The organism is Candidatus Bathyarchaeia archaeon (assembly GCA_035935655.1).
Classification (GTDB): Archaea; Thermoproteota; Bathyarchaeia; order 40CM-2-53-6; family 40CM-2-53-6; genus 40CM-2-53-6.
Genome location: DASYWW010000039.1, coordinates 110,135 through 132,284 on the forward strand (window position 1 = coordinate 110,135; position 22,150 = coordinate 132,284).

General features: G+C 52.0%; 31 protein-coding genes. 12 read left to right on the top strand and 19 right to left on the bottom strand.

Translation table 11 applies throughout. The features are described from left to right. Nucleotides 1-4 precede the first annotated feature (4 nt). The 4 genes from VGS11_07365 (at nt 5) to VGS11_07380 (ending at nt 1,564) form a co-directional block, all read left to right on the top strand. Nucleotides 5-544: an alpha/beta hydrolase gene (locus VGS11_07365; GenBank protein HEV2119903.1), complete on the top strand. Its 540-nt coding sequence runs from the start codon at nt 5-7 to the stop codon at nt 542-544. Beyond that, nucleotides 541-831, top strand: a complete 291-nt coding sequence (locus VGS11_07370) for a hypothetical protein (protein HEV2119904.1) — start codon at nt 541-543, stop codon at nt 829-831. The genes VGS11_07365 and VGS11_07370 overlap by 4 nt, the downstream gene beginning before the upstream one ends. A 141-nt stretch (nt 832-972) precedes the next feature. Further along, nucleotides 973-1,194 carry an AbrB/MazE/SpoVT family DNA-binding domain-containing protein gene (locus VGS11_07375; GenBank protein HEV2119905.1) on the top strand — a complete coding sequence of 74 codons (222 nt, stop codon included), beginning with the start codon at nt 973-975 and terminating at the stop codon, nt 1,192-1,194. Between the two features lies 1 nt (nt 1,195). Next, nucleotides 1,196-1,564 carry a PIN domain-containing protein gene (locus VGS11_07380; protein ID HEV2119906.1) on the top strand — a complete coding sequence of 123 codons (369 nt, stop codon included), beginning with the start codon at nt 1,196-1,198 and terminating at the stop codon, nt 1,562-1,564. A 781-nt stretch (nt 1,565-2,345) separates the two neighbouring features. On the opposite strand, the gene VGS11_07385 is transcribed toward VGS11_07380, so the two are convergent. Next, the gene (locus VGS11_07385) at nt 2,346-2,708 is read right to left on the bottom strand and encodes a hypothetical protein (GenBank protein ID HEV2119907.1); all 363 of its coding nucleotides are present in this window, start codon (nt 2,706-2,708) and stop codon (nt 2,346-2,348) included. Between the two features lie 225 nt (nt 2,709-2,933). Between VGS11_07385 and VGS11_07390 the strand changes: the two genes are divergently transcribed. Together VGS11_07390 and VGS11_07395 are read left to right on the top strand one after the other, a co-directional pair. Continuing rightward, nucleotides 2,934-3,128: a hypothetical protein gene (locus VGS11_07390; protein HEV2119908.1), complete on the top strand. Its 195-nt coding sequence runs from the start codon at nt 2,934-2,936 to the stop codon at nt 3,126-3,128. Nucleotides 3,129-3,304: 176 nt separating this feature from the next. After that, on the top strand, nt 3,305-3,451 hold the full coding sequence (locus VGS11_07395; GenBank protein HEV2119909.1) for a hypothetical protein: 147 nt from the start codon (nt 3,305-3,307) through the stop codon (nt 3,449-3,451). Here the strand turns inward: VGS11_07395 and VGS11_07400 are convergent. Genes VGS11_07400 through VGS11_07415 form a run of 4 tightly spaced genes read right to left on the bottom strand, consistent with a single transcriptional unit; the run spans nt 3,448 to nt 5,393 of the window. Then, the gene (locus tag VGS11_07400; protein HEV2119910.1) at nt 3,448-3,738 is read right to left on the bottom strand and encodes a TA0938 family protein; all 291 of its coding nucleotides are present in this window, start codon (nt 3,736-3,738) and stop codon (nt 3,448-3,450) included. The two genes, VGS11_07395 and VGS11_07400, sit on opposite strands and share 4 nt — an antisense overlap. Then, nucleotides 3,725-4,627 (bottom strand): C2H2 type zinc finger domain-containing protein, encoded by a 903-nt coding sequence (locus VGS11_07405; GenBank protein HEV2119911.1) that lies wholly within the window; start codon nt 4,625-4,627, stop codon nt 3,725-3,727. Before VGS11_07405 ends, VGS11_07400 begins: the two co-directional genes overlap by 14 nt. Nucleotides 4,628-4,641: 14 nt before the next feature. Continuing rightward, nucleotides 4,642-4,857 carry a hypothetical protein gene (locus tag VGS11_07410; GenBank protein HEV2119912.1) on the bottom strand — a complete coding sequence of 72 codons (216 nt, stop codon included), beginning with the start codon at nt 4,855-4,857 and terminating at the stop codon, nt 4,642-4,644. After that, on the bottom strand, nt 4,854-5,393 hold the full coding sequence (locus tag VGS11_07415; GenBank protein ID HEV2119913.1) for a hypothetical protein: 540 nt from the start codon (nt 5,391-5,393) through the stop codon (nt 4,854-4,856). The genes VGS11_07410 and VGS11_07415 overlap by 4 nt, the downstream gene beginning before the upstream one ends. 457 nt (nt 5,394-5,850) lie before the next feature. On the opposite strand from VGS11_07415, the gene VGS11_07420 reads away from it, so the two are divergent. Further along, a complete protein-coding gene (locus VGS11_07420) occupies nt 5,851-6,213 on the top strand; it encodes a hypothetical protein (protein ID HEV2119914.1) in 363 nt (120 codons plus the stop codon). A 9-nt stretch (nt 6,214-6,222) separates the two neighbouring features. Here VGS11_07420 and VGS11_07425 read toward each other — a convergent pair whose 3' ends face one another. The 7 genes from VGS11_07425 to VGS11_07455 form a co-directional block, all read right to left on the bottom strand. Continuing rightward, complete coding sequence (locus VGS11_07425) at nt 6,223-6,951, bottom strand: hypothetical protein (protein HEV2119915.1); 729 nt, start codon at nt 6,949-6,951, stop codon at nt 6,223-6,225. A 6-nt stretch (nt 6,952-6,957) separates the two neighbouring features. Continuing rightward, nucleotides 6,958-7,332, bottom strand: coding sequence for a hypothetical protein (locus tag VGS11_07430; protein HEV2119916.1), 375 nt, complete (start codon nt 7,330-7,332; stop codon nt 6,958-6,960). A gap of 62 nt (nt 7,333-7,394) precedes the next feature. Beyond that, nucleotides 7,395-9,011: a DUF885 domain-containing protein gene (locus VGS11_07435; protein HEV2119917.1), complete on the bottom strand. Its 1,617-nt coding sequence runs from the start codon at nt 9,009-9,011 to the stop codon at nt 7,395-7,397. Nucleotides 9,012-9,089: 78 nt separating this feature from the next. Beyond that, nucleotides 9,090-9,416 (bottom strand): hypothetical protein, encoded by a 327-nt coding sequence (locus VGS11_07440; GenBank protein HEV2119918.1) that lies wholly within the window; start codon nt 9,414-9,416, stop codon nt 9,090-9,092. Between the two features lie 67 nt (nt 9,417-9,483). Then, complete coding sequence (locus VGS11_07445; protein ID HEV2119919.1) at nt 9,484-10,080, bottom strand: isoprenylcysteine carboxylmethyltransferase family protein; 597 nt, start codon at nt 10,078-10,080, stop codon at nt 9,484-9,486. 17 nt (nt 10,081-10,097) lie between these two features. Continuing rightward, complete coding sequence (locus VGS11_07450) at nt 10,098-10,907, bottom strand: SDR family NAD(P)-dependent oxidoreductase (protein ID HEV2119920.1); 810 nt, start codon at nt 10,905-10,907, stop codon at nt 10,098-10,100. A 185-nt stretch (nt 10,908-11,092) separates the two neighbouring features. Then, entirely contained in the window at nt 11,093-11,269 is a 177-nt protein-coding gene (locus VGS11_07455) for a hypothetical protein (GenBank protein HEV2119921.1), read from the bottom strand. A gap of 103 nt (nt 11,270-11,372) precedes the next feature. Here VGS11_07455 and VGS11_07460 point away from each other — a divergent pair, with 103 nt between their 5' ends. Together VGS11_07460 and VGS11_07465 are read left to right on the top strand one after the other, a co-directional pair. Further along, the gene (locus VGS11_07460; GenBank protein HEV2119922.1) at nt 11,373-11,873 is read left to right on the top strand and encodes a hypothetical protein; all 501 of its coding nucleotides are present in this window, start codon (nt 11,373-11,375) and stop codon (nt 11,871-11,873) included. Between the two features lie 53 nt (nt 11,874-11,926). Further along, the gene (locus VGS11_07465) at nt 11,927-12,070 is read left to right on the top strand and encodes a hypothetical protein (GenBank protein ID HEV2119923.1); all 144 of its coding nucleotides are present in this window, start codon (nt 11,927-11,929) and stop codon (nt 12,068-12,070) included. Between the two features lie 13 nt (nt 12,071-12,083). Here VGS11_07465 and VGS11_07470 read toward each other — a convergent pair whose 3' ends face one another. From VGS11_07470 to VGS11_07485, 4 genes are all read right to left on the bottom strand, one after another. After that, nucleotides 12,084-13,043: a TIGR03560 family F420-dependent LLM class oxidoreductase gene (locus VGS11_07470; GenBank protein HEV2119924.1), complete on the bottom strand. Its 960-nt coding sequence runs from the start codon at nt 13,041-13,043 to the stop codon at nt 12,084-12,086. Between the two features lie 26 nt (nt 13,044-13,069). Continuing rightward, the gene (locus VGS11_07475; GenBank protein ID HEV2119925.1) at nt 13,070-14,344 is read right to left on the bottom strand and encodes an amino acid permease; all 1,275 of its coding nucleotides are present in this window, start codon (nt 14,342-14,344) and stop codon (nt 13,070-13,072) included. A gap of 138 nt (nt 14,345-14,482) precedes the next feature. Continuing rightward, nucleotides 14,483-14,860 (bottom strand): hypothetical protein, encoded by a 378-nt coding sequence (locus tag VGS11_07480; GenBank protein HEV2119926.1) that lies wholly within the window; start codon nt 14,858-14,860, stop codon nt 14,483-14,485. 135 nt (nt 14,861-14,995) lie between these two features. Then, complete coding sequence (locus VGS11_07485; protein ID HEV2119927.1) at nt 14,996-15,274, bottom strand: hypothetical protein; 279 nt, start codon at nt 15,272-15,274, stop codon at nt 14,996-14,998. Nucleotides 15,275-15,664: 390 nt separating this feature from the next. Here VGS11_07485 and VGS11_07490 point away from each other — a divergent pair, with 390 nt between their 5' ends. Both VGS11_07490 and VGS11_07495 read left to right on the top strand, forming a co-directional pair. Beyond that, on the top strand, nt 15,665-16,213 hold the full coding sequence (locus VGS11_07490; GenBank protein ID HEV2119928.1) for an NAD(P)H-dependent oxidoreductase: 549 nt from the start codon (nt 15,665-15,667) through the stop codon (nt 16,211-16,213). 110 nt (nt 16,214-16,323) lie between these two features. After that, nucleotides 16,324-16,680 carry a hypothetical protein gene (locus VGS11_07495; GenBank protein HEV2119929.1) on the top strand — a complete coding sequence of 119 codons (357 nt, stop codon included), beginning with the start codon at nt 16,324-16,326 and terminating at the stop codon, nt 16,678-16,680. A gap of 25 nt (nt 16,681-16,705) precedes the next feature. Here VGS11_07495 and VGS11_07500 read toward each other — a convergent pair whose 3' ends face one another. Continuing rightward, complete coding sequence (locus VGS11_07500; protein HEV2119930.1) at nt 16,706-17,140, bottom strand: hypothetical protein; 435 nt, start codon at nt 17,138-17,140, stop codon at nt 16,706-16,708. Nucleotides 17,141-17,338: 198 nt separating this feature from the next. Between VGS11_07500 and VGS11_07505 the strand changes: the two genes are divergently transcribed. Further along, a complete protein-coding gene (locus VGS11_07505) occupies nt 17,339-19,615 on the top strand; it encodes a DNA polymerase domain-containing protein (protein HEV2119931.1) in 2,277 nt (758 codons plus the stop codon). 309 nt (nt 19,616-19,924) lie between these two features. On the opposite strand, the gene VGS11_07510 is transcribed toward VGS11_07505, so the two are convergent. Continuing rightward, nucleotides 19,925-20,932, bottom strand: a complete 1,008-nt coding sequence (locus VGS11_07510) for a hypothetical protein (protein HEV2119932.1) — start codon at nt 20,930-20,932, stop codon at nt 19,925-19,927. Nucleotides 20,933-20,953: 21 nt separating this feature from the next. Further along, entirely contained in the window at nt 20,954-21,925 is a 972-nt protein-coding gene (radA, locus tag VGS11_07515) for a DNA repair and recombination protein RadA (GenBank protein HEV2119933.1), read from the bottom strand. Between the last annotated feature and the right edge of the window lie 225 nt (nt 21,926-22,150).

Genomic DNA, 22,150 nt, shown 5'->3' on the forward strand with positions numbered 1-22,150 from the left:
ATTCTTGGAGACGGGTTTTGTCGAGGTGGACGGTGGCAAGCTGTACTATGAGACAGACGGCCAGGGACCCGCTCTCGTCCTGATACATGCAGGATTCCTGGACTGTAGAATGTGGGACAGCCGGTTCCAGCTCTACTCGAAAAACTACACGACCATACGATACGACGTCCGCGGCTACGGTAAATCCGATATCGCAAAATCGAAATATTCTGATCATCAAGATCTCCGAGCACTGCTAACACACCAGAATATCGCTCGCGCTACAATCCTAGGCGTTTCCAACGGCGGCAGAATCGCGCTAGATTTCGCCGTAGAATATCCCGGTATGGTCCAATCTCTCATCCTAGTCTCTCCGGGCGCGAGCGGCTACAGGGTCTCCGGCCCAGAGGAAGAAAGGCTCTGGAACGAGTTCGAGGAACAGATGAAGCCGCAGGAGGTCGCGGACCGCGAGGGCCGAGCAGCAGACGCTGTCGAGATGGATGTCAACGCCTGGCCGCAGCACAAGACCCTGCCTCCCGTCAAAGCATTCGCGAGATCGCCATGAATAACTTTCACGTCTACGCCGAGAAGCCCTGGCAGTTCATGGAGAGACCGAACCCGCCGGCCTTTCAGAGATTATCGGAGATTCACGTTCCGACCCTCTTCATAGTCGGCGACAAAGACATGCCCGCCCAGATCCTCGAAGTGGACAACATCCACAGGCACATGCCCGGCTCTAGAAAGAACGTGATCAAAGGCGCGGATCATATTCCCAACATGTCAAAACGCGAAGAGTTCGACAGCATAGTGCTCGACTTCCTGAAACAACCCTCTATCCAGATACAGGCCTGACCGCAACAATGACAAGCAGGTCGCAACCGGGGAAACATTCCACGTCGCGAGTGTTTATGTTAGCTTGCACCTGGGCGTACGAAATAGGATTATGGAACAGGTAGGAATAGCTTAATAATAGGAATATGCCCCTAATCAAGTATGACTCAAGAGGTTGTTGTGACGAGGCGGGGCCAGACAACCATACCTCAGGAGATCCGGAAGAAGCTCGATATCCGAGAAGGAACAAGACTGCTCGTTGATGCTGAGGGAGGAAAGGTTGTCTTCCGGAAGGTCCCGTCGATCTTCGATCTCGCCGGAAAGAGCAAGATGACCAGGGAAGAAGCCTTCAGACGTCTCGACAAGATGCGAGAAGAGAGCTAGAGTGCTCTTCGACACCCGCTATTTCTGGGCCGTCTTCACAACAAAAAACCCTGAACAGCTAAGCAAGCTGAGAAACATCTTCGACGAATCCAAGAACGCGTTCGCGTCCACGATAAGCCTCTACGAGATCTACAAGCTCACCATCAGCCAAGAAGACAGAACGGTCGCAGACCTCCGAGTAGACTCTGTCAAGAAAGAATTCACCATCATAGACGTCGATCCGGAAATCGCGGAAGAGGGAGCAAGGATAAGCCACCGCGTCAAGGTTCCCATGGCCGACGCGCTAATAATGGCAACCGCCAGAAAGCTGCGAGTTCCCTGCGCCACCGACGATCCCCACTTCACTGAAGTAAAGCGTATCTGGATCTAGCCCAACCATGCCAGGGTTCTCTCTTGCTCAGGGTCGAACATCGACAAAAATGTCTACAAGTAAGACCGGAAAACCCTCATACGCACCATGAACATAATCGGAGTCTCCCGTTCACCGACGCCCTACAAGGTCAGGACGCCAAAGGAACAGTATGTACGCTGCGGCGCGGACATTTTGCTCAACGCCGTCGGACACGATCTTGAGGGAGAGGCAACGTGCGTTATCTGCGGACGGCCAACCCGGCTGACGATCGTCGAAGGAAAAATCAGTAAACTTCAACCTGCCAGCGCAGTTCTCCACGTCGTAGAGATCCGGTCACTCGGACAGAATGCCCAGGTCGTATGCGAGGGCAGTCCTCTCTTCGACAAGAAAGGGTGCCTTCAAACTTGGTTGAAGACCTACAAGGGACTACCCGGACGAGTCTACAGTCTTCAAGAGTACATGGCTCGAGCCTCAGAACTAATATCTGAGCGTGTAGGACCCGCCCGGTCGGAACCAGAGAATTACCCCATCTCCAAGAGTGTTCAGGTCATGCGATGCGCTGATTGCGATTGTTCGCCGGCAGAATGCTCGAATTCAAGGTCTGCCATAGAATGCCCGAGCTGCCGGTTAGAATCCTGCTGCTGTTGGGTCGCTCCCACCTCGCCCTCCTAAAGCCAAAGAAGAAATCTTCCCTTTCATGTCAGAACGGCGAAAGCTCAATACCCGTCCAACTTTCAGAAGATATCAAGAAAGATTTATGGAAGTTTGTGGTCCTGACTTTCTTGACTTTGGATCACCCCTAACGCGAGGAAGCCGACTCGTTCCCGTCTCGGTGCCATAGCGACGGCAGGCTTGTGAGTTTTTCCCACCCTCGTCCCGGGTCTCCGATATCTTCGACGGCGATATTGTCGAAATAATCGTCTAGGACAGCAGCCCTCTCCTGCGCGAGAGGTGGAACACAATAGTCCTCCTCCTCCCATAGAGCCAACCCATCCTCCCTGAGCCTCGCGTTGACAAGCCCGTTTTCAAGCGATCGTCCGAACGGACGCATCCTCGAAATCTCCCGGGAGTCAAGCCTCCCCCTCAACTCGAGAAGCCTTTCGACCCGAGGCTTGGCTGTCACCAACCAGAAGACCATATGCTCGCAGACCTCAAGTGTCAATACTAGAGATCGAGAATAAAGGGATATTCGCTTCAAAATTGCACAAAGCCCGACAGGTTCTAGCGTGATTCTGCTCGGCCACTGTTTCTAATCAGCTGTGGCCGATTAGTAAACGACGTCGGGTCCTTTACGAAACCCCAGACTCCATAAGCGAAAAACGGCCCATTTTCAATTGTCTCTCCGATTCAAAGGGTTAAATGGCTTAACTTCGATTGGATTGACAGAATGAGCTTTGCTGCAGCCGAGAAAGCGGCGAACCGGATTATCAAGAACATGAATGATCAGTTCGAGAACCTCCAAGGAAAAGCGACAAGTCTCGAGCAGCAACTTACGGATATCAGTACGCGTGTAACTCAGATTAGTGAGCAGCTGAAGGGAATCGAGAAAGCTATCAAGGCAGTCAAACAACGGGTAGTCTAATCACGTCGAAGACAGTCTATCTCCACAGCGTCTCGATACGGGGGGTTACGAAGACCACAGAGTACGCCACGAGCGAGCGAATAGATGAGTCAATCGCCGCCCTGAGGGCAGTCTACAAGATCTCACTCGGCAGATATGTACAGGACTTGCTAGGTGGTACAGTCGATTCAGTCTCAGTGGCCAAGGACTCTCCGTACTGCTACTTCCACGCGAGACGGCTGGAAAAGTCGCTCTCGATAACGATCAAGGAAAAGGATCGCATCGTAGAATTCTCGATGCCCCTGCACGAGGCCAAGAGGATTCTGGTTCCCCCTCGAACCTAGGTCCTTTCGCTGAACAGGTCTATCCGACCCTTCGAGTCAAACCGGATCGAGAAATTGTACCTCTTACCGCCAAGCAGGGCAGTGCACTCTCGTCCTCTGTAGTTTCCCGTCATTTTGATCTCATCGATTGTTTTCCATCCTGTTCTCTTCTTGACCTCTCTTATCATGTTCTTGAATTCGACGGCGCATATGTCGCAGCAGAAGAACATGCGTTGTCCTTCGATCGTTTCCCAGTAGTCGCCCCATGTTGCCTGGCATATCGCGCAGCCTTTCTCAGCTACTTTCAAACCGTCCGCTCCTCTCCAAGCGCGCCATCAGATAACGATCAAAATAATCGATCGACCGAAGAAACGTCGCCTGGACATCATCCGTAATGCCATACAACCTCGAATATTTCTCGACCAGCCCCAGGGCCCGTTCCGAATGGCCCACATCAGCCTCGTAACCCTCCCGCAAGAACGCCTTCGCCTCCTTCGATATCTCATCATTATTCAATATCACCGGATCAAAATATCCGATACTAGCACCCTCACCCTTCAACTTCCGATTCGCAATTAATTCTAGACCGTGCATTGCCGCCAAGCCCTCGACCCAGTGATCATCCCGACAGATAGAGTCCCAGACTCGGATCGCCTCCCTCGTATCCTCCAAAGGCGCCATCCGAAACGCTTTCTCTCGATCTAGACCGAGGCTCTCACCCATCCTCAACAACAACTCATAATGGCTCGGCTGACCTGATCCTACGCCACCGTATTCCGTGTTGATATTATCCAGTTCATACAAGACCACGTCCATCTCGTCTGTCCGGGCCATGATGTAGCTGCATGACCGGACCCACTGACGGAGGAAATGCTGATGCTCAACAACATACCCCAACAACACCGCCCGGCTAGGATGCTGCAACGCGAGAACAAACGGGTGCGGACTCGACCCATAGAACTTCTCGATAAAACGCCGCTTAACCCACGCCTCCAGACTCCCACCTCCCAGACTGAAAAATTCAGATAATAATTTCGAGAGAGTCTTCCGGTCAGATTTATTCTTGGTAATATTCCGGTTCAACCACATCACATGCCCCGCATCACTCCTCCCCGCCTCTGCAACAAAATGACCCGCAAGATCCTCAAAATCATCATGCTTCTGAAAACCCACACCACAGCTAGGACACTTCGTCAATCTTCTCCGATCTCCTACAGCGGGAAATCTTTCGGCAACCGACCTCGAAGCTTCTGGTAATCAACATCAGACCAGTACTTTCCCCGAATATCTTCTAACATCTTCTTCAACTGATCAGCCGTCAAACCCCGAGCACTACCAACCATTTCCACAGTATGCTCAAAGTCGTCATGACAAGAAGCATAACAGTTGCCCATTCCAGTCATGAGTTCTCGCTCCCTAGGAGTCATGAGCTGTAGGCCTCCGCATGTCTTTCTTGAATCATTGGAATCGCAGTTTTTAACATCATACTCGCTCGGCTTGCGCTCTGAGCGGCCTGGAAAGAGAGCTCGTACTTCGACCCGTTGCTCTTGAGGACAAATGATTCCGGGGTTTTCCATTCGATCACTTTCGGCAAGACCCAGACCCAATCGGAACCCGTTCGTACGACAATAGTGGTTCCTTTGAATCGAAGCCATCCTGGAGTCGGTCTTCTTGCTTTTACGAAGACGACCCAGAAAGGCAATCCAATGTAGGTGACGATCGAAGTCGTTCCCAGAACGATCCCGAATAGACCAAAGCCACTCAAGAATGCCAGGATGAAGCCTCCAATGATGAACCTGAACAGAAAGACGTACAGCTGAATCATAACGTGTCTTCCCGAGATGAGGAGCCGAACCTGAACTGGAAACTCTTCAACCGGAACTGATAGTTCCTCAAAAACCGAAAAACGCGCTTTGAGAATTGACGCTACCTGCAGGGCCTGATCGGAAGTCTTGAACCTCAAGTGGCCGCGCTGAAAACTTGAACGGCTCCGATCCCGGTAACGCGAAAACTGTTAGGCGTTGTCCATGTCAGTCTACGCGGTCGTAGCCCGGTACAGCCTTCGCCTGAAAGAATACGAACTGAGTTATCTCTAAGCACGACGACTGCTGGAGTCCAGAGTTTTCCGCCCTTGGTCACAGCCCTTAGTGTGTCTCGAAGCGTGAACCATGGCCGTTTGACTTCTGCCTCAAACGAATCCAGATAGGAACCTCTTGGCTGACTTCTAGGATTCCACTAATCCTGTGATAAGTCTACAGTTGATGATGAGCAATTGCGCTGACCGAAGGCCCGTTCGAAGCTTACAGAGCAAGACTCGTGTTCTGATATTGTTGTTCTCTCGCATCTCCCATCAGATGTATCCACCTCTGCTGGGCTGAGAGTTTCACTTCGGCTAAGAACTTCACTGCTCAAGTCTAGCTATGGAAGAAGCGTGGATGAAGATCATTACGAAAGCTAATGGAAAGCGCCTCAAGCCTTGGAAGATAGCTGATACCGTCTTCCATGCGGAAGAGATCGTGAGAGCAGAGCATTTGGAGCTGATCCAGAAAGCTCACCTGGTTCCACAGTCAGAACGGAAGAAACATGATGGTAGGGACGTGTTCGAGCCAGGAGAAGTCTTCTTCATAACAATAGATACAGAGAAAGGACCGACGAAAGTCGCCCACGTCCACTGGAAAACAATAGTGGACTGCGGAGAACACTACCGCTTCCTCAATCCAGACGGTACACTAGGAGAACGAGTGACTTCTGCAATCAAGGTTGGAAGAGAGTTTCGGCCTTAACATTTGTAGTTACAAGAAATCTCTGAATTTCTGTTCGGCGATAAGAGTCCTGACCGAATGTAGGCCATGATTTGCCTCCTTAACTAGGAGCGTAGGATCGCTTCGCATTGCGAATGCAGATTTCAGGTCAGACACGAATCTTGCTGAAGATATCTCTCTGATCGCTGAATCAATCTGTTCCAGCAGTTTTTCCTTTGCCCCGCAGGCAGCACATCTCGCAACAGTCTTCCAGTCGACCTTTTCCGACAACACGACAACATCGGCGAAGTCCTGTGTTCGACCCGCGTGGAGTTTCATGGCGACGAGCAGGTTTCTCTGGGCCACCCTGGACGGGGTTGAGCCCGTAGCTCCCGCGACGATCACTTCTGCGGAGTTTTCTCGCATGAACTTGTAGGTCCAGGTTCCCCGAGTTGTCGAGCTAACGACATTATTCACAGAAAACTCAAGCGATACTGGTTCTCCGACCGTTTTTCGGTATTCCCTTGTCGTCACGCCAATCGGCGGCCGAAGCCGATCCTTCCATAACTCGTAACCCTCTCCCAGAAGCGTGGTATCTATAACTGGAAGATCGTCTCGGTTCGTCGCTAGCTCGCATTCGACAGAGTATCGGTGATGTCCGTACGCGTTGACAGCGTATCCCCCGATCACAACGAATCCGTCTGTCGCATCGTTCAAGACTCTGAGAATTCTGATAACCTCCTTCTCGTGCGCCGCTAGGTATCCTGATTCGCTCAGCATTTTGTCTCAACGCGGGATCTTGGATTTCAGTCTATGATAGGCCTTGTCGAACACGTCATAGATCTCCTTCCAGAACATACTGTCGGCAAGCTCCTCTGTCGTTCTATCGTCAATGCGCCATTTCAACGGGTCTTCCAAGTACTCTCGACCTCCAACCGTCACCACGAACTTTGTTCCCAGCGCAACCAGCTTATCATCGATCAGAGTCTGAACGACATGCTGGACAATATCCCAAGGCTTCCTCCCCGGAATATTCCAGCCGGAGACTTTCTGGCAATCCTTGACAAGCTGCGGCAGCGTCATCCCCCTCGGGACCTCCTTCAACCGGGTCAAGAGTAGTATCCGTCTAATCTCGAGGCCAGCATCAAGCCTACTCTCCACAGGGGACGACCCCCTAGCGAACCGAAGCTACCAGCACATTAACAAATTGACACCAGGACCGGTTAGACGATCAGTTCTTCCAGGAGACCAACTGGTGCGCCTCCCAATCCCAAGAGCTTGTCATGGAACTCCTTCGCCCGCGCGGATGGATGCGCGTGGAAGAATCGTTCCCTAGCTTTCTTGATGTACAACTTTCCCAGCGTATACCCGTAGTATGAGTGGTCGAACGTCCCCCTCAACGCCTCCCGCTCCGCCGGCAGCGTCTCCATGTACGCGTTTTGCATGATGAACTGTCGCGCCTCATTGACCCCAAGACCCTGCGTATGCATCCAGAAGGATACGATAAACCGACAATCCCTCAACAACGCCTCTTTCAACTGGATGAACCGCAACCCTTCGTTCCCGTATCCCTCGTCCACCATCATCTCCTCACAGTAGTGCGCCCAGCCCTCGCCGAACGCGTAATTCCAGTACGCTTTCCGAGTCATCGAGTTTCCAAATTCCCGCTGAAACACCCTGTGAGTATAGTGGCCTGGAAAGACCTCGTGGATCGAAATATCCTTCAGAGTCACGTAGTTGAGATGACGCAACCATTCCTCTTTCGTCCTCGCGTCCCACGAATCCTCCGGCGGAGTCACATAGTACAACCCCTCCAGACCCTCTTTTTCGAAGGGTCCCGGCGAAGACATCGCCGCGGTGGTCGTCGCTCGAATGTGCATTGGAGTAGGAACAACCCTGACCCTTGTTCCGGCCGGGATACTGATGAGATGGTGTTCTCTCAACCACAGCTCAAGATCCCTCAATCCCTCAGCTGTCTCATCGATCAACCGATGAGAGAGAGGATGATTCTCCTGGATCGAGTCAACAACGCTTTGGACCGTTTGTCCTGGTCCAATCTTCTCCGCCAATTCTCTCAACGCTTTCAGGTTAGACTCAAGATCCTGCAAGCCCATCCCCAAGACCTCTTCCACGGGCTTGTTGATCCGATCGTTCACCCAGAGCAATTTCTGGAACCTTTCCCTTCCAAGAGCGAAATCCATGGAGAGATCGTGTTCCTCACTGAGCTCTTCAACGAAGGAGACCATGGCAACTATAGCTTCGCGCTTCAGAGTCTCAAATTCTTCCCTAACCGATCCAGAAGCTTTCCCCGCTTCCACGGTCGCATTCCCGTCAAGATCCCGGAGAACCCCCTGCACCTGCCTAGTCGCAACATCAACAATCGGCTGCGCTAACGTCTTATCCAGATTCCGTCCAGCCTGGTCCAGAAAACCCGGAACCCGGGCTAGATGTTTGTTCACTGCTACAATCCTAGCGTCCACAGGTGCGTACTCCCGGGAAATGTACGGCGTCACACTCAACTGTAGAGAGTAAATGTTCGGCCTAGTCGCGTAACCCCGAAGATCCTGAGCATCAAACATCATCCGCTCCAGCATCGTCTCCAAACACAAAACATCCAACCGCCCATCCTTATCCAGGCCATGACGCTCGCCTCCCAAACGCTCAAGCAACCCAGCCGTCCTATCCATCCAAGCCTTCAACCCCCCTGGCGAAATGTCAGCCAACAATCCATCGTACTCGTGCAAGCCTAGCATCACAGCCTGCCGCGGACTCAGCATGAAGACGTGATCCCAGACCTCTTTCTCCAGCTTATCCAGCCTGGATACTAGACCGGTTTCCACCGTCAAACCTCAGCTTAGGAAGATCAGAACAGCGATAAAAAGACGGACATTCAGGAAACCAAGAAAGCCGAAGGAAACCTACTGTTGACTTGACACGACGAGCTTCTCCAGCTCTGGGTTAGAGTCTCGCGCACCAGACGGTTGCGTCTGATTCGCCTCTAGTTTAGCAACTCTTTTTTCTAGTTCCCATATCATCTTGTGCTGTCCGAACAGCATCGAGAACATCAAGGGAACCTCCTTGATCACCGAAGCCATAGTACTAGCATACGGTGCGTAGTGCTTGCACTGTCGTAGCAGATCGTCGAAGATTTCCTTGTCCTCTACTCTGAGAAAGCTCCTAAACTTGCTTATCCGGTCAATCTCGTCATTCACAACCAGCCGCCATGAAGGAACCGTACGCCCCACAGAACACTCCTCGAACACACTGCGCCCTGTCCCCTTAATGACTCAGAGTGCTCCACGATAGTATCATCTAGATGAGGAATGGAATCAGCCGTTTTGTTCGCTTCATGTAACTTGCATAATCCTGGCCGAGCCCCGACAACAAGGCCCGCTCCTCCACCCATATCCTGTACCCAAAGGCGACGGTGAACAGAACCAACAATGCCAATAGTGCTCCGAGGGACTGCACTGCTAAGCCCAATCCGATGAACGTGATCAGGACCCCAGTATAGGAGGGATGCCTGACCAGCCGGTAGGGACCCTTCTCTACAACCTTGTGATCCTCGACTATCTGAACCGTGGTGGAGAAGAAACGGCCAAGAATCGCGATCGACACCTGACGAACCATGATACCGAGAAAGGTAAGAAAGATCCCGAGATAGAACGTCCAGTCCGGAAGCATTCCAATCCCTGCGTATCCGAAATAGAAAGCGATGTAGACCGAGAGAAAGATCGTGGCAATGATTAGGACGACGGAGCCTCGGTCTCTCTTTACCCGTCTCGCTCCACGTTGTCGAAGGCGTGGGATCAGCGTCGAGCCGAAGAGCTCGCTGACAATCCATACGAAATAGGTAGAATCGAAAAGGACAAGGCCGAACCCAGATGCGAAGACAGGTGAAACTACCAGGACCTAGACCTCAACTTCTACTTGTCTAGTTTCCAATGTCGTCTCACACCATTCTCGATAATTGACTGAGGCAGGATACGCTTCAAGGTCTTGTACCGCTTTTCCCTGCCCACCGCGAACTCTAACTTTGGGTTCCCGCTCTGAACAATCTTGAGAACCGTTTCTGCTACTATCTTCGGGTCTTCTCCGTTCTCAAAATCACTATCTAGTGTGGTTGTAGCTCGTTGTCGTAACTCATCGTAATCCCGTATCGTATACTTCGCGTTCCTTCGAGTATTGCCCAAGTTTGTTTTGAAAAATCCAGGTTCTATTACAGACACTCCGATGCCGAATGTTTTGACCTCGTGACGGAGCGCTTCAGACCATGCCAACAGAGCAGCTTTTGCGGCGGCATAGTAGCCTTCGAAGGGGACGGGAAGAATCGCTGCCAGTGAGGATATGTTGATGATCTGGCCAGAGCCTTGTTTCCTCATGGTCGGCAATAGTGCTTTCGTCACTCTAACATGGCCGAAGAAGTCTGTTTCAAACTGGGCTTTCGCCTCTGCAATCGACGTCTCCTCAGCACCCCCGGTCAAAACGTAGCCTGCGTTGTTAACCAGAACATCTAGCCGCTCTGTCTCATCAAGCAACTCCTTTACGCCATTCTTGACAGAGTCGTCAGAGTCCAGATCAAGCGCGATCATTCCCACACCGGGCTCCTGAGGCCTTCCAGATGGATTCCGGCTTGTACCGTAGACCTTGAAGCCGCTGGCGAGCAATATCCGGGCGGTCTCCCTGCCAAATCCAGACGATGCGCCAGTGATGAGAACGACTCTACTCTCCCGCATGCTCGCTGGGGGAGAGTCTGCAGACTAAATCATTTGGGAGAAAGACCAACAATGGAGACTTTGTGATTCTCGAGACCTATCCGGTCAGCGGTCTACTCAGAACCTCAAGGCCTCTTTCCAGATATGCCTTTAGTTCCCTGACCTGTCCGAGTGCTTCTGTGCCATCACCGAGGGTCATTGCCAAGTCAGATCCTCCTGGCTTGGCTCAATATCTTGGTGAAGACCTCACGAAGGTCTGTCTGAAGTTTTCCTGCTTCCGTTCCCGTCACAGATTCCTGAATTGTCATATTCGACATGCTCGGAGAGGCGAGGTTTGAGAGGATATGATGGGCAGAGGAGCCCGAATCTATTCCGACCAGCACGATAGACTGGTTTTCTGAACCACTGCGCCTGTTTTGAGCACTTAAGCAAATTCCTAGGAGAACCACCATCTCCATCCCCGGCACCTCTATCTGTCGAAGAAAAATGTCTCAACCAGACATCTCATCGGCAACGCGGAGAAGCATCTCAACACGCTCAGTACTACTCGTCATACTCCTCGTCGGACTCGGCGCGGGGGCGGTAGGCTACGGGCTCAACAACGCCTTTGCAACAACCAACCCATCACAACAAACAACCACCACGAACAGCCAGCAATGGTCCGGTCTGAGGGGGGCCGGACCCCCTGGCTGGGGCCGTGAAAGCGGCTCCGCCACAAGCTTCAGAGCCTTCAGCACAGTCACCAACGTCACCGCAACAGGATTCGCCATTACTGACAGCACTCACTTCACGATCACCCTTGCCTACCACGGGATCGGATCCACGCCAGCGATAACAGTCGTTGGCCTCGCACTGGGACTTAGCGGCAGCACCACAGTCGCCTCAGGATGGACCAGCCCAACAACCGTAACCCTAGCCCTCACAGGCACCGGCTCACTCACCAGCACAATGCACGCGCAAGCACTAATCGTTCCTCTTACAGGCTAGGATGATCCTCCGTGTCTAACCCAAACTCCCCCTTTTCTAGGAATAATCCGACTATGTCGAAGTCGATCCGGGCCCGATTGGAAATTACGCCCCGATTCCTGTCGCTGGGAGACGAGTGTCTCTCGCGCGGAATGGTAACTTTGGCGATGGTGTTGTTCATGCTAGGGTTCCTGCTCGTCCGACTGCAGTTCTCCTAGATTCCTAGAACCTTTACCGTCCTGACGTGAATTGTGGCATCACTAAATCCGCGAAGCGCTTCAGCAAGCTCAACCCGTCCTTGTCTGGGAAATAGAGGATAAAGTACGAAACGCCGAGTTCTTGGAAGGCTCGCATCTTCTCCGCAACCTCAGTCGATGTCCCGATGAACGGCCTAGTAGAACGCATTCGTTCCACGAGCGCATCCGTCGATTCGTCCACCTTCCGATATTGCCCGTAGTATCTGTTGAAAGATTCGCGAAACTCACCCTCATTACTCCCGACCACACAGGTGCCATAGTAGGACCTCTCGATAGTATTCAACTTCCGACCAGCACTCTCACAGAAAGTCCGTAGGATCTCCAGCTTGCGCGCGTACTCGTCAACGCTCAAGCCAACAGAATTCCATCCATTAGCAAGATCTGCGACAATCCGCAGCAATGTCTTCTCTCCTCCTCCACCGACCCAGATCTTCGACGATGCAGGTCTTGGGTAACACCAGGCTCCATCAATCTTGAAATGTTTTCCCTGGAATGTTGTCTGGTCTCGTGTCCACATTGCTCCTATAATCTGGATAGCCTCTCGCAACTGTTGCATCCGTTCCCCGACGGGCGAAAACGGAATACCGTACGCCTTGTATTCGGGCTCATGCCAGCCCGCACCAAGAGTCAGTTGTAACCTTCCGCCACTAAGATGATCGAGTGTCGCACCCATCTTTGCCAGCAAGGCCGGGTAGCGGAAACCGACAGCAGTCGCAAGCGTCCCGAGCGTAACCTTCTTCGTAGCTTGAGCCAACGCACCAAGCGTCACCCATGGGTCCAAACATGGCTGCCTGTACGTCTCCTCGTTCCTTCCCATCAGATGGTCGCAGATGAAGAGCCCGTCAAACCCAGATTTCTCGGCCTCCAACGCCACTTTACGGATTCCATTGTAGCTGATCCCCAAGTGGTTCTCGATCTGAACGCCGAATTTCATGAACCGTCTCTCAGAATCCACTAGCGTTACGTTTTGGTATTTATCGGCGCAAATCCACGGATTATTCGGTAGTTGTAGCCGAACAGCGCGACCAAAGCGCTGACGACGAGGACTACGCCCACGAACGGGAGCATGAAAACAGATATGGCAAGAGAGATCCAGGGATACAATCTGAGCCGGCTTCCCTTGAGGAGCCGTATTCCCGAAGCAGAACCGATCACGTAGACGAGAATTGCAGCACCGCTTGGAATCAAGAGTGCCGTTTGCAGATCGAGATCTAGAAAGTACGATAGCACCAAAGTGATCAAAGAGAACCCTGAGAGAAGAGCGAGGGAGAGATGCGGGACACGCGTCTTGGGATGAATTCGGGCAATCGCTTTCGGTAGACCCCCTTCTTTGGCAACGGAGTAGATGACCCTAGACATTCCGGTGGTGTACGCGTTGACAGTTCCGAAGATGATGAAGACGGCAAGAACTGCTGTGCTGATCCCTCCGTAGACGCCGAGCGCGTTGGATAGAATAGCAGCGAACGGGGCGATGCTTCCTCCAGCTTTGTATGCCTGGGTCCCAACAGTTGCGATGGCGACCGAGAGATATAGTGAGCCGATCACGAATACGCTGAGAACAATACTTCTGTGAAAGTCTCGCTCAGGGTTCTTGAATTCCTCTGCAACATTGGACACGTTCTCGTAGCCCAGATATGACCAGAAGATCAATGCTGCCGCGGTGCCAATCGGGATGATTCCATACGGAAAGATGGGGGAGAAGTTCTCAAGCCGAATGATTGGAGCTGAAGCAATAACTGCGGTCAGAAGGAGGCCTATGATCGCAACTATTACAGCAAGCTGTACTTTCCCACTGACGACAATCCCCCGATAGTTGATCAGGAACGCGCCCAGAATAATGAGTGCCGCGACTCCATAGATCATCGTCTTGCTCAGCGGAATCGCGTACGAGAGATAGGACGCCGCGATTACGGTAACAACAGGAGCACCTGTGACATACCAGACGATGAAGAGCCAGCCGACCGCGTCAGCCATTTCCAGCCCGAAGGCTTCGCGTGCAAACGAGTAGACTCCGCCTGACTCTGGCTTCCGAGCGGACAAGCTTGCGAAAGTGTAGGCGAGAGGGTAGCTGGCTATCGACAACAAGACCCATGCGAGGAGCGAGGCTGGACCTGCAATCTGTGCTGCTAAACCCGGGAGCACTAGGACACCTGAGCCGAGGACTGAACTCATGTACAATGCGACTGCATATCGCATTGTCACGGCTTTTCGAAGACTTGGCTTTTCCTCGGACATTATCCATCAACGGCTCGTTCGAATTGCTGTTGGATAAAGGCTGGTTCGTCGTGAAGTGACAGAACCACGAATCGCGGTTTCTTTACTTCATCCGGGATCGGACTAAAAATTCTCTCTAACTTCAGTTAGACGGTTTTCTTATCCGTCTTCCTGCCAGCTATGCTTCGCTTGTAGAACTGTTCGGATGAATTCTTTGTAGCCGCTAGTCATCTCCTCATAGGCTACCGCGACTTCGTTCATGTCGGGAACGAGTGCCCTGAGTTCTAGGGGAAGTATCGTGTTAGTGTTGCGTAGATGGAGTCGGTTTCGGATCCTGCCGAGGATCGAGGCTAGCTTGTCGGTCCAGTCTTTCTCCCAGAGTATTCTTACGAACAGCTCTTCAAAGTCGTGTTCCTTGCCTAGGGTCTGTTCCTCGTAATCAAACAGTTCCAGCGCTTTCTGGCGGATAGAGTCTGAAAGCAGTACCTGCTCAGGTGGTTCAAAGTCCCCTGAACTCACAGGCCAGCACGACGCCATGTTATCGTTCTGTTTACGATCGTAATAGTCTCGTGTTACCTCTCCAAGTAAGTGCGCTGTTCAAGATCAAGAGTCGGGAAAAGTTACGGAGGAAGAGCAAGCGAGAATCTGTTGATCCGGTGAAAAACCTGACCATTACGGCTTCGAGACGTTTTTCGCACAATTACAGAAGCCTTGCTCTTCGCCTATCTTCTGTTCCTCCCTTGTCAGCTGGTTGCTGAGGATGTAGTGTTGACAGTCGGGACAGAAGTGTTTCCTTATCTCCGCCAGCCGCTTCCTGTTCTCCTCCAGATCTAGCAAACGCGCTTTGCCAGGACGTTCATTCTCTTCGACCTTTCGTAAACGTCTCCGTTCCGCCAATGTGAAGCTTAGCTGGGCGCGTTCCCATGGAGGAACCCGTTTCTTCTCAGACATCTCTCCCACCATTCCTCGTGATCCCACATCATAATCTTTCCATTTCTGGGCAAAATAAGCCCATTATCAACCCTGATCTCGGTTCTGGGAAGCCTCGGGTCAATGTCGGGAAATTCGTTCGGGTTTGTCGCGATATTTCCAGTGCCATCCCAGCCGGGATTGTGCCCGGAATCGCTTGTCTCGCCCATTATAACCGTCAGACAGGAAACGGTTTCTAGAAAATCGGGGGTCTTCGCGACTCGACCTCGCGACGCAAGAGCGGTGAGTCCGTATTCGCAGCCTTGTAAGCCCAGGCCAGCAAAGGCGAGGCTGATCCGACCGCGCAACAAACGCAGGCTAAAGAGAGACCAGGCCCGCCGCGTTTGAAACATAGCGAGAGCAGTGAGTGTGATGAAGATACTTGGAATTTCAGGCAGCGGCCGGAAACGGTCCTACAACTGGGGACTTCTTGAGGCGGCCAAAGAGTTGCTGCCCGAGAATACGACCCTTGAGATTTTCGATGTGTCCCACTTCCCGCTCTTCACCCAGGACCACGAAAGGGATCCGCCTGCTGAAGTTCGATCGTTCAAACAGAAGATACGCGACTCGGACGCGATACTGTTCGCAACGCCCGAACACAACTATACTGTCACGGCGGTTTTGAAGAACGCTATCGAGTGGGGCAACAGACCAGCTGGAGACAATTCATGGAACGGCAAACCAGCAGCGATAGTCAGTGCATCTTCAGGTCCCCGAGGAGGAGTAAGATCACAACTTCACCTGCGACAGATACTAGTCGATCTCAACGTCTACGCAATCAACCAGCCCCAGCTCCTCCTGGGACGCGCCCAAGAAGCGTTTGACAACGATCATAAACTGAAAGACCCGCAGACCAGGGAGACTTTGAAGACGATTCTGCAAACACTGACGAGCTGGACCAAGAAGATCAATGGCAGTTAGCCGAGCAACCATCTTCTCCGCATCAGTGATTACCTCTGATCGAGAATGGTCACTGTTTCACTGTTCAAATCTCTTGAATTATTATCCGGAACAAGCAGGTTTTCGAGATCATGAGGCTAAAGATGCCCTTGAAAATGCACAAGCTACTCTCCCTGCTCGCCTTCATCCTCGCCTTGGTAGGTGGTATACTGGTCGTCGTATCGGCTCTCGGGGGACTTGAACGGCTCAGCATCGGCTCCCTGGCCATCAACGGTCTTGTCTTCCTGTTCGGGCTTGGCGCCATACTTGGAGGCTGGCTCATCTACACGGGCGTCCGTAAGATGGGCGGTATCATAATGCTGTTTGCTGGAATTGTCCTGTTCGTGCTGACAGGAGGAGCAGGCACCGCAGTGATACTCGTACTCGTAGCCGGTGTCTTAGGTCTGCTTGCCGCCGAGCTGAAGCCCTGGTGGGCCTTCTGGCGATAGTTCGCCTGCCTTAGCCCCGGTTTTTCTAGCTAGTCGCTGGTCCAGGTTGGCTTCCTTTGGCCGCTTGCGCGGCCAGCAGTCGCTGTCTTGTCGCTTCTATCGTCGATGTCGAATACATTACCACAAGAATGGTGAAGAGTGCGATTCCTACCAGAAAGAGAGATCGAAGCCCAATTGTTGCAATAGTTGGGGGAGAGAATGAGAATGGCCCCGCGGTCTGAGCGATCATGACCACGGCGACAAACCATAGGAGCGTAGTTATTGTAAGCGTCGCTTGCAGCTTCACTCTCTCCAGTGATTTTGATATGGAGGTGAGTCCTGACAGCCCGAGTAGAATGCCTGTAACGCTGATGAGGATGCTGGAGATGGAGGAGATTTCTGAATTGGTGATCTCTTGAAGAGTGATGATGTACGCGATAGTTGCGAACATGGCGAGGGACGCCAGTACCAATAAGATCATTGCAGTGTTTTCCCGCGAAGACTTCGAATTTCCAGTCGTCAAGATCACGTTGTCCTTCTGCGTGCGCTCAGTTTCCACTTGGGTTATTGGGCTTTTGCCAAAGCGCCTCGCCTCATAGCAATAATTTCATTCTCGGGTTCGCTGCTCTCTCTTGGATTAGACCAAGCGCCCTCGCTATGCTTTGCGTGGCTACAGGACTTGACACACTCAGGCTGGATTCTCGATCTCTACCACAGACCCGGCCAGATGGTCATATGGCTGAAGAAAACCGATGGAAGTTGTGTAAGACTCACCGATCCCTGGAAGCCAAAGATCCACATTGGAGGAAGTTTTCGAGATCTCCTAGATCTCGCCTGTCGTCCCGGTCTTGAAGACGCTACTGTCATTGAGATGTACGAGAAAGCCGGCGATCGTGAAAGATCGAGAGTATTAGAGGTAGAGGTCGACGGTGACCAGGAAGCGTTAGGACTTGCCAAGAAACTAGAACAGTATGGCCGTTATTCCAAGTTTCGTTTCTACGACGTCGACGTTCCCTCGCCGCAGATGTATCTTTATCGGAAGAACCTCTTTCCACTCGCATTTGTTGAGGCAGAAGAAACCAGCAGAGGAATCAGCTGGACCCTCAAAGACTCAAGAGAATCCATCGATTACGAATTACCACTGCTGAGACAAATCGACCTCGAGATAAACACCGAGAAGACCAGGAAAATTCGCAGCTTCAACGACAAACTAGCTTCCGTCCACTTCACCCGCGACGAAGAAGAAATACTCGCCATAGACAGTGGCGATGAAACTGACAAGATCCTAGGATTGGTAGAGGCCTTCAGCGCCGAAGACCCTGACGTGGTCGTGACTAGTGGTGGCGATTCTTTCATCTTCCCATATCTAGCTCGGAGAGCACAAGAGCTCGGAATCCTAGATCAGTTGATCCTTGGCCGAGACATCTCACCTCTTAGAGTCTACGAGGTTCAAGGCCACAGCTACTTCTCCTACGGCAAGATACTGTACCGCGAAACCGCTGCCCGTCTCCTGGGCCGGTTGCACGTTGACCAGAAAAACGCCTACGTGAGCGCCGACTGCGGCCTCGAGGGCCTCTTCGAGGTCTCCAGGACCTGCATCATGCCCATCCAGAGAGCAAGCCGTGCGACCATTGGCACCAACATGACAAGCCTCCAGCTCTACCATGCGGTCAAGCGAGACGTCCTCATTCCATGGAACAAGAATCAGCCTGAAGAACTGAAAGACAATGGAGAACTCGTCGTGGCCGACCGTGGCGGATTCATCTATGAACCCAAGATCGGCATTCATGATCACGTTGGAGAGCTGGACTTTGCCAGTCTCTATCCGACACTCATGACCAAGATGAATCTCAGCGGTGAAACAGTCAACTGTACTTGTTGCCCAGACTCTGCCAATCGTGTTCCAGAGCTTGAATTCAACATCTGCGAGCGATCGGCTGGCATCGTTCCTCTCAGCCTGAAAATTCTCCTTGACAAAAGATCCCGGTACAAGGTTGCAAAGAAAACTGCCCAGGACGAGGAGATGAAGACGCTCTATGAACGGCGGCAAGCCGCGTTGAAGTGGATCCTAGTTTGTTCATTCGGGTATCTTGGTTTCAAGAATGCCCGTTTTGGAAAGATTGATGCTCACATAGCGACCTGCGCGTTCAGCAGACAGATTCTAGGACAGGCTGCCGCTCTGGCTGAGGCTCGTGGCTTCAAACTTGTTCACGGAATAGTCGATTCTTTCTGGCTGAAAAAACCAGAAGCGACGAGAGAAGAGTACGAGGACCTCTGCAGCACCATCCGCAAAGAACTTTGTCTGCCTATCTCTTTCGAGGGAACTTACAGGTGGATTGTTTTTCTCAGTTCAAAGACAGACTCGAAGGTTGGAGTGCTAAACAGGTACTATGGCATTTTCGAGGATGGAAAACCCAAAGTTCGCGGAATAGACCTCCGGAGGCATGATACTCCAGATATCGTTAGAAAATGCCAGACCGCGATGCTCAATATCCTGACAAAAGCTCAGAATTCGAACGAGTTCAGACTTCTCATCCCACAGGCGCTCAAGATCCTGGAAAATTTCGTGGTCATGCTGCGGGAGGGCAGTGTTCCGCTAGAGAATCTTGTCATTGTTAGAAATTTGAGCAAGAATCCGGACGAGTACACTCACCAGGTTCCTCAGGCAATAGCCGCGAGACAGCTTGTTGCCCAAGGCGGTTCAGTGCATGCTGGACAACAGGTCAGCTACATCCTAACCCAGGACCATACCCGCACGGCGGTACCACCTGAGATTGCTAATGAAGGCACAGTCTATGATTCGGAGCGGTATGTGGATCTGCTTTGCTCGTCGGTAGCGAACCTCCTCCTACCTCTAGGGTATGATGCGAAGTATCTTCGATCAATGTTCAAAGGAACTGGGATGAAACAATCGCCAGCCCGTAAAGACAATTCCATGGGGGGTAGTTCCTGCTGAAATCGCCCATTTTCAGCCCTGATCACGATTCTAAGCCCACGATTTCCATCATGCCATTTTCCACGCTGATCCCTAGGGGATCACACAGGGATTAGGACAGTCGAGATAAGCCGATTACAAGCACGTCCCGAAGAAATAAGCCTGGAATCCCACCCAGACAGAAAGAGGATCCTGAAAACAAATTCCTGTAACTTTTGCAAAGTCCCCGTGTGCAAGCGTGCTCCCCGCGGACACGCGTGAAAATAAAGCCCTGCCATCCTAGCCCGTGACACAAGACTGGTGGGAACACTCCTGAATGAGAGACATCTTCTAGAGATACCTAGTCATTGTCTGATTGTCCAAGCTAGCGATCTCGGTTTTGCCTGTTGGGATGAACGGATGCCTGGTAATAGTCAGCAAAGTACGCGCCTCCTTATCCTGCAGAACAGCAGAGACGTGAGCTGTTCTAGCTAGAACATCGTCCATCGCCTTGCTTCTTGACTGCAGGTTCGTGACGACGATGATCATATTCCGCTGCTCGGCCAGCGTGGCCAAGAAATGAATATCCTTGTAGAATAGATCGAGCGCTTCTTTCTTCTCTTTGACATCCGGATCGCAGTAGAGAGCAGTAACATCGGACACAATCCCCAGCCTAGCATCACACCGGTCAATTGCGCGCGCGAGCTTTTCATTAATGAAACCGCTCAACTGGTGATGAGTGAACGCTCTGCTGAGATGAATCCGCAATTTCGTCTTCTCATCATCAAGTCTGAGGCTGAAAGCGTGCCGAGACACAATATAAGTGTCGAAAACGTTGCCCCCGTCAACAAAAACGACATCGCTGTCCAATCCTGGAGGGAGAGGATAGATGGCTCGGACGCAGAGGAGATGGCTGAGTGCATTCGACTCTTTGCCCTGAAGGGTGACCAGTTGGCCGAAGCGGAGAGCAAGGGTCTCATCTAGCAGTTCAATTCCTGAAGGCAGATCCGACCGGACACTTCGAACGAGAGCGCGTCCACGACTCCGCTTAGCCTCGAACGAGCCTCCAGATTCGACCAGCAGCTCGGAGTCTTTGCAGGCCTGGTTAGTAAGAAACTGTCTTCCTAGTGGAAGAGTTGACGGTTGTACCTGGAGGGTTTTGTCGAGATCGAACCCGCATCCCGGACAGGTATTCGCGAAGGCAAGCTGTATTTTTCGGGGATTGATGAACAGTTTAGCGAGGACTAGTATTTCATCGCACAGGCTGCAATTGTACAGAAAGCCTTGAGCGCTTGATTGGTCCTGGTCTAGCTGCCAGATCTTGGATTGCAGAGGTTCAGCGGTGTGTCGCGTCCCCATTTTTGACCAATTGTATTGGCCTTATTCGTCGCGTTTGTTGCGGGCGACAGCGTCTTCAACGCCCTTTTCCGTAATACGGAAGTAGGTTTCGGATTCTGGCAGATAGGGCGAGTCTATGACCTTGGCGACTCGTAGTCCCTGGCTGGACTTTTTGAGCATAATGCGATGTGTGGATGCGTGGGCCATGATGTTCCCACCTGCGGGGCGCATAGGGTCGCCGAAGAAGGCTTGCGGATTAGCCTGCACCTGGTTGGTGACGACGACTGCGAGGTTGAGGGCTTGGGCGAAACGGAGGAGCTTGTGGAGATGACTGTTCAAGCGCTGCTGTCTTTCGCTGAGGGACTCTCGACCAATATATTCGCCGCGGAAGTGTGAGAGGATAGAATCGACAACGAGCAGTTTGATGTTTTCTTCTTTGCAGATCTTGAAAGCGTGATCAACAGTCAGTATCTGATGATCGCTATTGTAAACCCGACTGTAAATAATACCATCAAGAATCTTGTCTGGATCTTGGCCGCTGGCCTGTGCCATCTGGAATACTCGTTGGGCCGCGAAAGTTCCTTCCGTATCGATGAAGAGAACTTTTCCCTCTAGTCCTCCTTCTGCGGCGGGAAGCTGAGTCTGAATACTCAACTTCATACTAATCTGGGATTTGCCTGCGCCGAATTCGCCGACGAACTCTGTGATGGCCTGTGTCTCAAGTCCGCCACCCAACAGTGTGTTGAGGTTATTCGATCCAAAGCTCAGGCGAAGCAGTGTCTTACGTCGATCCCACAATTGTTTGGCAGTAACAAAGTCTGTCTGAATGGTTTCGCGAGCAGCCTTGCTGATCTTGTGGGCAACACTACTCTCGAGACCGGCTTTCTCGACAAGTTCGCGAATAGGTGCGATTGCGAGGGAAGAGATAGAGTCGTATCCTGCTTCCCGGAGCTTGTTTGCAGTAACTGGACCAACGCCGTCTAGGTCTTGAATATCTAACACTTCAGCGGTCATTACACATCTGCGTGGCTTAGGCCTGGAGTTCGCTTATCTCTCACAGTGAGGAGTGAAAGTATTCTTCAGATGGAGGGCTCTGGGTCTATGAAAGAGCGTGGTCTTAAGACCCTTTAGAAGCTGGAGACGAATCCTTCCTATCCAGCTTAGACGACCACTGACTCATCGTCTTCGACAACAACTCTCGAAAACGCTTCACCGCCGACGTAAGCCTCAATAGCTCAG